Source organism: Chryseolinea sp. T2 (assembly GCF_037203685.1).
GTDB lineage: Bacteria > Bacteroidota > Bacteroidia > Cytophagales > Cyclobacteriaceae > Chryseolinea.
Genome location: NZ_JBBCAU010000003.1, coordinates 192,498 through 204,772 on the forward strand (window position 1 = coordinate 192,498; position 12,275 = coordinate 204,772).

Annotated in this window: 4 protein-coding genes; 3 read left to right on the plus strand and 1 reads right to left on the minus strand. The window is 46.5% G+C overall.

The window, feature by feature from the left end; all coding sequences use genetic code 11:
• The first annotated feature begins 7 nt into the window (after positions 1–7).
• Both WBG78_RS10630 and WBG78_RS10635 read left to right on the plus strand, forming a co-directional pair.
• Complete coding sequence (locus WBG78_RS10630; protein WP_337326404.1) at positions 8–4,015, plus strand: nSTAND1 domain-containing NTPase; 4,008 nt, start codon at positions 8–10, stop codon at positions 4,013–4,015.
• Positions 3,996–8,012, plus strand: coding sequence for an nSTAND1 domain-containing NTPase (locus WBG78_RS10635; protein WP_337326405.1), 4,017 nt, complete (start codon positions 3,996–3,998; stop codon positions 8,010–8,012). The genes WBG78_RS10630 and WBG78_RS10635 overlap by 20 nt, the downstream gene beginning before the upstream one ends.
• A gap of 16 nt (positions 8,013–8,028) precedes the next feature.
• Here WBG78_RS10635 and WBG78_RS10640 read toward each other — a convergent pair whose 3' ends face one another.
• Positions 8,029–10,287 carry a PAS domain-containing protein gene (locus WBG78_RS10640; RefSeq protein WP_337326406.1) on the minus strand — a complete coding sequence of 753 codons (2,259 nt, stop codon included), beginning with the start codon at positions 10,285–10,287 and terminating at the stop codon, positions 8,029–8,031.
• Between the two features lie 443 nt (positions 10,288–10,730).
• Between WBG78_RS10640 and WBG78_RS10645 the strand changes: the two genes are divergently transcribed.
• Positions 10,731–12,191 (plus strand): ArnT family glycosyltransferase, encoded by a 1,461-nt coding sequence (locus WBG78_RS10645; protein WP_337326407.1) that lies wholly within the window; start codon positions 10,731–10,733, stop codon positions 12,189–12,191.
• The last annotated feature ends 84 nt before the right edge of the window (positions 12,192–12,275 follow it).

A 12,275-nucleotide genomic window follows, 5' to 3' on the forward strand; every position in this document is an offset into this window, starting at 1 on the left:
GTGGCAAATGTCCTCTGAACAGGCTTTCTGTCCATACACTGGCTTGCGTCCCTTCACTGAAGATGAATCCATCTATTTCAAAGGACGGGACGTACATATCGACCAGGCTACTCAGCAGCTTGAACGCAACAAGTTCATTATCATTACTGGTGCTTCCGGCGATGGTAAATCTTCATTGGTTTATGCAGGCATTATTCCGAATGCAAAGGCCGGTTTTCTTAAAGCCAGCTATTCAAACTGGATAGTTGCTGACTTCAGACCTGAGCGTTCTCCCATGAAGAATCTCAGTCGATCACTTGCCAATGCCCTTGATCTCAATGTCAACACTGTGCAAACCGAACTCAACTATGGGTTCTCTGCGCTCGTGGACATGTACAAGGCATCTACTTACTATCTTGATCCGAATTCAGCTGAGCAACACGATCGCACTGCGAACAGAAAGGCAGCAAACCTTGTGATACTCGCCGATCAGTTCGAGGAATTCTTCACTAACCCGGAGAATTTTCATCTCGGTGTTCCCTCACAGGAGTCTGTATCAGTTACCAATATCTTACTGGAGACTGCACGCATAGCACTGACAGAACAGTTGCCCATATATGTGATCATGACCATGCGATCGGATTACATTGGTCAATGTGCTGCATTCCGTGGGCTGCCTGGCTATATTGGATTTTCTCAATTCTTTCTGCCCCGGCTCAATCGTAGGGAACTGCGCGAGGTGATCGAGGAGCCCGCTGTACTGAATGGAAACGCAATATCGCGGCGACTTACCGAGCGGCTGATCTATGATATCGAAGATGGATCGGATCAGCTGCCAATCCTGCAGCACGCGCTGAATCAAATTTGGAAGATGGCGGATAACGGTGCCGTTGAGATGGACCTTATCCACTATGCTAAGGTCGGAGGAATTGGTGCGAATGAATTGCAGACGGATGGTGCGGCAGAGTTTCGCGGATGGTTTGAAACACTGCCTCAAAAAGTAAAAGACTGTTACCATTCGCCCAACCTGAAGAATGTTCTCAACACCCATGCTAACAAACTCTACCAGCTTGCATGGGACTCATTGCCCGATAAGGATCGGCAAATTCTGACGGAAGAGCAGACACGAAGGATCATCAGTTATACTTTCAAGTGCCTGACAAAAATCGATAACACCCGGGCTGTACGCAACAGGATGACTTTAAACGACATCTGGAGAATTATTGACATGCCTGGAGTCTCTGTTGAGGTCATCGGAAGAACTCTGACGATTTTCAGAGAGCCGGGGAATACACTGCTTCGGCCGTTCACCGACAACGTTCATGACTTGCGACCTGACGACATCCTCGATATTACCCATGAAAGTTTGATCAGAAATTGGGACAAGCTGAATGAATGGGCGGCTGAGGAATTTGCTAGCTACACCATCTCACGTGACTTTGAAACACAGCTTAACCGCTGGTTAGAACAAAAGCAGTCGACCGACTTTCTGTTGTCGATCGGGGGCCTGACCTATTTTGAAGGGTGGCTCAAAACACAGAAGTTCAATGCCCCCTGGATTGCACGTTACCTTAAAGAGGACGATGTACATCGCCGCAATCAGGAGGCCAATGCCATCGAGGATAATTCACAAAAGTTTCTGAAGGCAAGTACTAAAAAGCATCGCCTAACCCGAACGTTGCTCCACTACAGCAACCGCAAGACCGGCATTGTTCTTGGCCTCATTGCACTTCTAACATTGACGTCGTTCGTTGCCAGGAACTATTACGAACGTCAGAACAAACAAGTCCTTCAGGAAATGATGACTGACGTGTTTGCTGACATCAGGAAGTACAACGTCAACGCAGTAACGCGCAGTCAGCTGGCCATTGAAGCTTTGCGACTCGGTCAGGCGACGTTACCTCACCTCGTTAACTCACTTGATGATCTATCGGAGCGCATCAAATTTTCGATTGCCATGGAGACTGTCATTGCATATCAGGGCAGAGGTAAACCTGCAGATATTCTCCTGCAGAGCATTCTTCTCACTGATAGCCTGCTGGAGAGTTTGCCTAAGGAGGAACGCTCCCCGGTTAAGATAGCTCAGCGTTTAAAAAACATCAGTGACTTCGGCGAGGGACTCGAGATTGCGTACGTCTATCTGCCCAATGAGAAAATAAATGAAATCCGACATAAAAATGCGGCACGAGGCGGGCAGTACGCACTGGACGTTTTGCGCATGCAACCGGCAGGTTTGGCGGATATACCCGCCATCAATCTGAACCTCGAACGGGCAGTGAGTTACAAAGCACTCAGTGTAAAGGACACAGAAGAGGCAATTGCATTGATGAGTCCCATCAATGGCAAACAGTCAGGCTGGATTGCCGAGAATTACAATGCAAATAAGGTTTCACGGATCGGCTTCTACGGCGGCTTCACACACAATGGCTTGTACCAGCAGCTTGGGTATCTCTACGCATCTCAAGGTGACGCCAAAAAAGCCCTGCAGTGCATCGACTCGTTACTGGAATACAATGATCCATACTTTCAGGACACCTACTCTTCAAACGCCGATAATGCCTCACACATCGCTCAGGCGTTTTATATAAACAACCAGACAACGGCGTTAGACGAGTTCGTAAATGGCTATTGCAAAAGGGCTGGAGTTACATCCGATAACTTTTATGCATTGCTCCTCGCACGGTGCAAGCTTTACGAGTTCGCGACTGTGGTAACACCGATGCTTCCCAACTACGACTTCAGGCTAAACCTTTCGCTTGAATACAGCGACAGTACTCAACTTCATTTCTTTTTTGAGAAGTATCGCGAAGCGGTTTTGGAAAACATTCAGCAATCGGACCCGAAGAACTTTACCCTCGCCCTTTCATATAAGGACGAAGCTATACTAAATGTGCGCCTGCTCGAAATCTCTTCGAAGACCGACCAGATAAAGAAGCATGATGTTTTGTTTGATAAGGCGATGCTACATTATTCGCTGGTTTCGGAAGATTACCTCAACCAGCATATTGACATTCCTGAGCTGAGTCACTACGCCAGAATCTCCGTAAAAAGAAAATTCCTATTCATCTTCCCGGACGTTCGCACTCCTTTCCATCCCAATGAGCCACGTCTTTATCACTTCTTCTATACATCGCAGGCGTTTCTTAAGTATATGCTGGAACGAAATATTTTTGATAAGTTATACAGCGACGCATCTGATATTGCCTATCTGAATATTTACCTGCGTGATTACTTATATGTCGAATCGTATCTGATGTATACATTGTCAAGGGACATCGACTACGATGTACTGGTGAATCTCGAGAAAAAAATATCAGCTCGTAATGATCGAAACATTCCGGCTCTCCCGATTCTTTACATGTATCTTGGACGCGGAGCTTCACAAAAGAATGACAAAGAAGCGGCACTATCCTATTACAACCATATTGCGTCAACGGACATTCGCGCAATGCTTGTTAGCGGTTTCGATCCTTCTCTTCCCGTTCGCCTGATGGCCAGATGCCTGGCTGACATGGCACAGTATGAGGACTCCAAATTAGTTGACAAACTGGTTAGCGCATTTGATCTCCCCGAAAATCGTGTCGCACTGTATTCGTATGCTTCTCAACTGCTGTCGCTTCAGCACGTTGAAAAAGGTCCTGACAAACTTATCGCGGACGCTGAAAAAGAATTAGTAAATGTCAGGTCAGGCAACAGAGGCAGCATGGATTTTCGCTCAATCGTGGTTTACGCAGAATTAGTACATGAGCAACAACCGAACATCACTGCGGCGTATGATATGATCAAGAACATCGAAGTGAAGTATATTGCTTTTTATCTGATCGGAAGAGGTGTTGCATTTCATGGTGACCTTTATGACGCATATAACACATTACCTGACGATGTTTCGGATTCCGAGAGCGTCACGCTGCTTACAGGTGTATACCGTGGCTTTAATGATTTTTTGAATACGCCGAACTCTTCATGGGCTGACTATCATGAAAGTCATCAATCGGCTTTAGATCTTCCTATATATTATGCATCAGAGACCGACTGATATTGACCTACTCTGTCCCTACACAGGTCTCCGGTCATTCACCGAGGAGGAGAGTATCTATTTTAAAGGCAGGGATGGGCAGATTGACCTCGTTGCCAAACAACTTTCGGAGCGCAAGTTCTTAATGCTGACTGGTGCATCAGGAGATGGCAAATCGTCGCTCATATACGCAGGCCTTGTTCCACAGGCGAAATCAGGTTTCTTTAAAGCAAAGTATTCAAACTGGTCGATCGTCGATTTCAGGCCGGAACGTACGCCGTTAAGAAACTTGTTGAACGCAGTGTCCCGCACCTTCCAACTTGATGTACTGTCCGTTGAAACCGAACTTAACCGCGGATTTTCCTCGTTGGTGGATATTTATCTGAATTCAAATCTATATGCGGACACGCACGAAATTGTTTCGGCCAATTCTGACGCGGAAAGAAGGCAGCTGAAGTACAAAGCATCAAATCTCCTCATCATTGTTGATCAGTTTGAAGAGTTCTTTACCAATCCCGAAAATTTCAGTGGAGAAGCACCAGGCCATGATGCTCAACTAGTCGTTAACCTGATGCTGGAAACAGCGAGGATAGCGCTTGAGCGTGAATTACCGATCTATGTTGTTTTCACCATGCGGTCCGATTATATCGGACAATGCAACACGTTCAGAGGACTTCCGGAATTTATTGGGTACTCTCAATTTTTTGTTCCGAGGCTGAATCGAAGCGAGCTCCGGCAAGTCATTGAAGAGCCCGCTGCTCTCAATGGCAACAGCATATCGCGTAGGCTCGCTGAGCGATTGATTTATGATCTGAATGAAGGAATCGATCAGTTACCCATTCTTCAGCATGCCCTACGACAGATTTGGGTACAGGCAGCGGAGACTGGCGAAGAAATGGATTTGATTCACTATGCCATGGTGGGTGGTCTGCCCTTCGAAGAACTGCCGGGCAATGACAAGGAAAGGTTCAACACCTGGATTCAGCAGCAACCACCCAGCCAGCGCGAACTTTATCAAAACGCGCGGCTCGGCAGCGTAATTGAAATTCATGCTCGAAAATTATATAACAACGCAATAGAACGTTATGCAAGCCAGGCAATTGTCGCACTTCATGCCAGGGAAATAAAAAGATGCATTGCCATCACCTTTGCGTGCCTTACAAAAATAGATAACGGCAGGGCTGTGCGTCATAGGATGTCTGTCCGTGAGATTGCAGCGATTATCAACGTTCCGTCAGTAACTCATGAAGTGCTGGCGGACATCCTGCAGATCTTCAGGCTGCCGGACAATTCGTTTATACGTCCCTTCACATTTGAAGTGCAGGGCAAACTTGCGTCTGATGCAGTTCTTGATATTACTCACGAAAGTCTCATTCGCAATTGGAGCATGCTTCTCCGATGGGCTAACCAGGAATACAATTTTTATACAACCTTTGAGGATGTATCTAAACATCTGAAACGCTGGAAGGATAGCGGCATGAACAGCGGCTATCTGATTCCAATAGGTCCCCTCACCTTTTTTGAGAAATGGTATAGTGAGTGCAAGCCCAACAGCGCATGGATAAAGCGTTATCTCGATAAAACTGAAAACACCACCGCAGACCAGTTACACGCCGAGTCGGTACTCACAGACCTGCAACGTTATTTGAAGCAGAGCGCTAGAAAGGTTGCTGTAAGCAGGTTGCTCGTTAAACATGGAGCAGGGAAAATAATTGGTTGGTTCTCAGTCGTGCTATTGGTCCTTGTCGGTGGGTTCTTCCTTTATAACCTGTACAGACGACAACCTGCAGTTGTCATTAAGCAGGTTATTTCCGAGGGGCGCACACTTTTCAGGAGCCCAAATGTCCCCATGGACAGCAAAGCGAATTACTTCTTCACCGAAGAATATCATTCACCTGGTGCCGGATTCGAGTTGTTGAAAACGGTACCATCGCTTGAGGATCGCATGATAGTATTGTGGGAGGCATACACGTATGGTTATCCCAGTCCCTCCTTTCATGGATCCAACATCAGAACGAAAATCATTGCCGAACTGCAAAGTTTAATGCAGTCACCTGACTTTAAAGCTTTGAAGCCAGGTACACAATTTCGAATTAAGGCGGCAATAACTCAGTTGTATGCTACCGAAAGCTACTATGACGGGGACAAGATTTCCGAGTCAACGCTTCACCAGAATGCCGGTGAGCTATTTGAATCGATCGAAAGTTTCTTTAAGAACGGACTACCTGCCGATAAATCAGTTCTCTTTGATCAAACGACAACCCTAAATGAAGGCGTTCAACTTTGGCTTGCGTTTGGGAATGCGACGCACGACCAAATCCTGCACTTGATTTCGTTGATTTCGCCCCGGCACCCTGGCAATAGATTCGATGAGATCTACAAGGCCGGTGCACGTGAAGTTAGCGGTTATCGATATCTCAGCTACGGAGGAGGCTATCACATGCTGGCAAGCCTGTATGCTTCAGTTGGGGATATTGATAATGTACTTTGGTGTTTTGAAAAGCAACTGGGCTCGACCGAATACTTTGAAGATCGTCTTTACAGTACGCGGTCCAACGTTATCGGATTTCTTTATCAATACGGACATCGCAACCTCGTGGGCAAAACCGTGTCATGGCTCGTTGAGCATTTCCCGCAGCTAAGCGCGCTTCAAATTTATGATGATCTGGTTTGTCGTTCGGCCTATCTCTCCGAATTTGACCGGCTGAAATTCGGACTTCAGTCAAACGGCTCCGAAGGTGGTACATATCCGCTGAACCTGTGTCGTGGTTCACGCGAACAGTATCAATCTATTGTCGAGGACTACGAACGTACAGTTGGGCAACTCTCAGATCCAGTCGAACGCGAGTTTCGTCTAGCCATGCACTACAAAAGGTTAGGTCTCTTCTCCGAACGATATCACAATGACCGCGGCATAGAAAATAACGACGATCTGAAAAGCTATTATCAAAAGGCATTCACTCACTTCTCGAATCTGAGTGAAACCGGCGAGGCAGTTGTTCTGACCTTCCCGTATTATTATGTGTTCGAGATCAGGACGCAGTCAATGTCACGGCGCCAGATGTTTCTTTATCCCGATGTCCTGGGAAACTGGCAACTGTCGCAACGACATGGAGATTCGTTTTTTGAATACATGATAAACAAGGGAACACTTGAATCGACGTATGCCTCGCTAACAGACCTTCGTCTTATACCAGTATGGGCCAATACTATGGGAAACAGGTGGCGGACGATACGGGGACATAACGAGGTACTTGCCCGCGCCATTAAGCTTGTTGATTCACATCCGCAGGGTTCACAGGTGGACATAAACAACCTCAAGATCATGCTGTCTCGCCAATATTTTGTTGACGGCGACACTGCAAAAGGGATGGCTGTCGTGCGGCAAATAGACATACCGTTACTCGAAGCATCCAAGCAGCGGTACTCCGTTGTAGAGAAAACTACATTTCTGAATGAACTAATGGCCCTTTCCGGTTTTGTGGCGGCAGCCGGTCATCCGGAGTTGTCTTCAACGCTCAACCGTACATTCTCGCCAACTCCCGCAAGGATCATTGCTTACCTGTATGGTGTGGAGATATCAATATTCAAAAATCAACCAGAAGTAGCACGAATTCTAATGGATTCTGCAACTCACATGGCCGAGCCTATTAAACTGAATGTCATCCCGTCATGGTTAAACTTTGCACAGCATTATAACTACAACGCTTTCGCTCTCGGGAACAGAGAACAAATCGCTTTAGCTGAAGAATTATACAGGAACAGTCCCACAATATATCGCGTAGCAATACTCGGACGAAGGAGCCGTGGTCTCATTCAGCGAGGTCAATTATACGAAGCACGACAGTTCATACCGCGCACTTTTACTGAAGGCCAGGACATTCTTTCACACGCGCGACTGGTGGAAAACTACACGCACGGAACCGAAAATGCCGATCCGGAGATCAGGCAGATTTACCGCGAGTTGTTCTACGTACGCTATTGGTTCACGTCATTCTATGGCGGAGGAGCCGGTTAAGGCTGCAATCCCGCCATTAGCTTTTCTTAGAATTTGTTCGCGCATCTGCGCCGAGCAACGTCATTCTTGTAAACATGGCAACCTCATAGGTCTTTCCCTTTTCGTCACGCAAAGGCTTATAGCTCGTCTTAACCGAATATTGTTGTCCAGCAACTTCGGCGGTACTCTCGAATTGAAAAGCCTCACCTTTGAGGGCGCGGTCATACGTCTTCTTATGTTCGTTCCTTGCATCTCCCTTCGGATACCATTCAAGGGTGTTGAATCCTTTTTCAACGCCACCTCCTGTATTCTTTGTGAAGTCCTCAAAGGTTTTGTTCCACGTCATCAGTCTATAGTCGCGGTCGATTGTACAAATGATATCATCAGACGCGTTCAGAAGATCCAGTGTATAACGTGATCTTACTTCCATCTCCTTCATCACACGTTCCATTTCTTCTTGCGTAGACGAAAGCTCTTCCATGTTCTGGCGCAATTCTTCCTCCTGGGCCTTTACCTCTTCGCTTTTTTCCTGTGCCTCCTTTGCCAGCCGCTCGGCATTCAGTTTTGCTGTAAATATTTCCGTTACATCATTGCCGAAAACCGAAACAGCAAACACTTCACCCTTTTCGTTGTACAATGGTGAATAGTTCGAAGAGTAGTACGACTTAATCCCACTCATGTCGAACTCACTGGTTATTTCGAAAGCCTCGCCATTAAATGCCCTCGCATAATTCGCGCGCTGTTCATTCTTTTGCTTTTCGTCAGGGAAGATATTCAGAAGGTTAAAGCCTGCGTCCACTTCGACTCCCATTTGCTTCAATCCCACTGTGAATCCGTCATTGAAACTGATCAGACCAAGTTCACGATCGACTGTAAAGATCGCGTCCCTGGAAGAATTGAGCAGTGACTTCAGATATGCTTCCTTCGACTGTACCTCATTCAGTATGCGCTGCATTTCGTCCTGCGTAGCAGCAAGCTCCTCCATATTTTGTCGGAGTTCCTCCTCCTGAGCCTTCAATTCCTCGGTCTGGTTCTGAGCATCGCGTGCAGCCTTTTCTGCCGTTTGTTGCGCGCTCACGATCTCACTCATGTCCTTGGAAAATACCGCGACCTCGAATACATCACCAGTCGCGTTCTTCAAGGGTGCATAAACAGACAAGTGATGGATCGTTTTTCCTTCCATCACTGATTGGGTCATGAAATCAAATGACTCACCAGCAAGTGCCCGGCGATAGCGGTTGACCTGGGCGTCGCGCTCAGCGCCCTGAAACCAGTCCAGAGTATTGGCACCCTTTTCCAATCGCATTCCGAATCGCTCAAGCGTTACTGCGAACGAAGAATTCCAGCTCACCAGTTTGTATTGCTTGTCGACAGAATAGATTGAATCAGTAGAAAGATTCAGTAATTGTGTAACATACGCCTCCTTGCCCTCTACTTCACGCAACACGCGCTGCATTTCCTCCTGGGTGGCTGAGAGCTCTTCCATATTTTGGCGCATCTCTTCTTCCTGCGAACGGACTTGTTCAGTCTGCACCTGCGTCTCGTGAAGAAGTTTTCTCGTCTGCTCGTTTACTTTCACGTTCGAGATGGTAGAAGCAATACTTTCAGCCAACTTCTCAAGAAAATCTCTATGGTACTGCTCAAACTTCGTAAATGATGCCAGCTCGATGGCACCGTACACAGTATTGTTGAGCAACAACGGAACAATCAAGAGATTCTTTGGAAGCGCTTGGCCCAGCCCTGACGTGATCTTCAGGTAGTCGGCAGGAAGGTTCGTCATGTAAAGAGTGTCCTTTTCGAGAGCACACTGCCCTACCAGTCCTTCACCCAGTGAGATGCGTTGCTCCCGGTGTTTCTTTCTGTCATAGGCATAACAACCTACGAGATCAAGATAGCTGTCATTTCCCTCCTGGTTCATTATGTAGAGAGAACCCTGATTGGCTGCCGTGTATTTGACTATGTTGCTTATGATCAATTGCGATAGCCCACTGAGGTCATCATTATTGGATCTCAGGATGTCCACGAATTTAGCCAGCCCTTCCGTTGCCCAGTTCCTTTGCTTTTCTTCTGATGATATCCGCCGCATCTGATCGCGCATACTCACCAACGACATCGCCAGTGCGTTGTCGTCATCCTGCCCGTCAAATTTTATCTCAATGTCGAGATTGCCCGACTCAATTTCCTTGATAAACCTGCGCGCAGAATCGATTTGTTCTACTAACCGCTGAGCATGCTTTCTGAGCTTTGACAGCTCCTGCGTTTTAACAACGCGATAGGGGATTCTTTTTTTAATCATTGGTCTTTGTTCTAAGCGGACGTCGACAAAATGTTAGCCCGCATCCACAATACGAAATAGCATTGTACAAAGCTTTCATTTTTCACTAACACCTCAGGACGCGGTACAAATGCAAGAATGTAGGTTGAAACCAATGATCTCATTTGATTTGCAAACGCTGCCAATCTCAGTTACGAAATGAACGGATTTGTAATACTCTAGTAATCAGGTAGGTTAAAATCACGCCAGCTGGAAACTGTAGAAGACCTTACTCATTCCACCGAGGCAAGGTTTACAGGAAATTGTGAATGTGTTTTACAAAAATCGCCCTGGCTTCGCCCCTGCTCCGGAAGGACACACCTCCTGTATAAAATGATATTTGAGTATTGGAACCTTAAGTCCACCAGGAATGACATTATATTGTATCGTTATGTTCAGAAGCTACTAGCGTTGTTATTACCAAAATGGATTGGAAGAAATTTTTAAACTACAGGGATATCAGGTTCTGGCTGATACTTCTCGCACTTGTCCGACTGTATGCAATTACGTTACCGCCGCTTGAGCACCAACACCCCTGGCGGCAGACAGATGGCTTAATGATTGCCCGAAACTTTGTTGAAGTCGATGCCAACATTATGTATCCCCGTGTTGACATTGCTGGCGAAAAGACCGGCATAACGGGCTCAGAATTTCCTTTGCTGAACTACCTCATTTATTTGGTATCGGCAGTATTCGGTTACGAGCATTGGTATGGACGACTAATCGTGCTGATCGTTTCCACACTTGGTTCTTTCTTTTTCTATAAGGCCATCCGGATTCACTTCAATGAAACTGTGGCGTTCAATGCAACCTTGTTATTGACGTGCTCCTTTTGGTTTTCCTATAGCAGGAAGATATTTCCTGACTGCTTTTCCGCGGGCCTATGTTTGATGGCTTTGTATTTCGTGTTGTCTTATCTCGAAGGAGGTAAGCCTTATAAACTTATCCTGTACTTGTTGTTCGCCAGTCTGGGATGCCTCACGAAGATTTCTTCGACGCTGCTGCTATCAGTTCTTATTGTCCCAATTGGGTTCATGGCGTATAGCAACATCCGTAAGATTTGGGTGATAGCAGCATCAGTTGTGGTTCTGGCATTTACTACAGGGTGGTATTTCGTTTGGGTCCCACACCTGAATGCGACTTATGGCTACGGCGATCACTTCACCAGTGGATGTCCCCTGTTCAGTATGGGCTGGGAAGAGATCAAGGCCAATTACAAAGGCGTGCTTCGAAGCATGTACATCATACCTATGAAATATACTGGTTTGGTTGCATTGCTCTGTTCACTGATTTACGTCTTATGGAAACGGAGATGGATCGTCTTCAGCTTGTTCATAATACCCTATGTGTGCTTTCTGGTGATCATTTTAAAAACCGGTAAGAGCATTATGATAGATCAGTATTATGTCCTTTGTGTCATACCCTGTATAGCGTTTATAGCCGGCTATGCGCTAAGTGAAATCAGGAACAGATGGATAATGTACTTATTTCTGCTGGCCGTCATAGGCGAGAATCTTGGCGACCAGATATATGACTTCAGGGCTCACAAGATGAATGCGCCATTCGCCAATCTCGAGAGCATCGTAGATACGTACTCTAAACGCGATGATCTTTTTGTAATCAACTCAGCTCCTCACTGCCCGACAGTGATGTATTTTGCTCACAGACGTGGATGGACGGTGATGCCCGACAAACTTCGCGATGCTGCGTTTATGAGTGACGTGAAGGCAAAAGGGTGCAAGTTTGTCCTGGTATGCAAAGAGATGTTTCGCGAAAACTTTGATGTCGTTCTCGACCTGCCGATGCTTTATGAGTCGGACGCGTTCAGAATCTACGCGTTGTCGGATGGTGCCACCGTTGCTACGGGGGATCACCAGTCGAAGTAACACTTTGAAGAAGCAATCGGTTGGATAATACACTCTATTACGGTCGGGTGATAGGGACCGGTCCATTGATAGCGAATGGGCTGG

Bases quoted from the DNA above. Each gene is read 5' to 3' on its own strand.
- WBG78_RS10645 (WP_337326407.1), top strand. From the start codon at position 10,731: ATGGATTGGAAGAAATTTTTAAACTACAGGGATATCAGGTTCTGGCTG.
- WBG78_RS10640 (WP_337326406.1), bottom strand. From the start codon at position 10,287: ATGATTAAAAAAAGAATCCCCTATCGCGTTGTTAAAACGCAGGAGCTG.
- WBG78_RS10630 (WP_337326404.1), top strand. From the start codon at position 8: ATGTCCTCTGAACAGGCTTTCTGTCCATACACTGGCTTGCGTCCCTTC.
- WBG78_RS10635 (WP_337326405.1), top strand. From the start codon at position 3,996: ATGCATCAGAGACCGACTGATATTGACCTACTCTGTCCCTACACAGGT.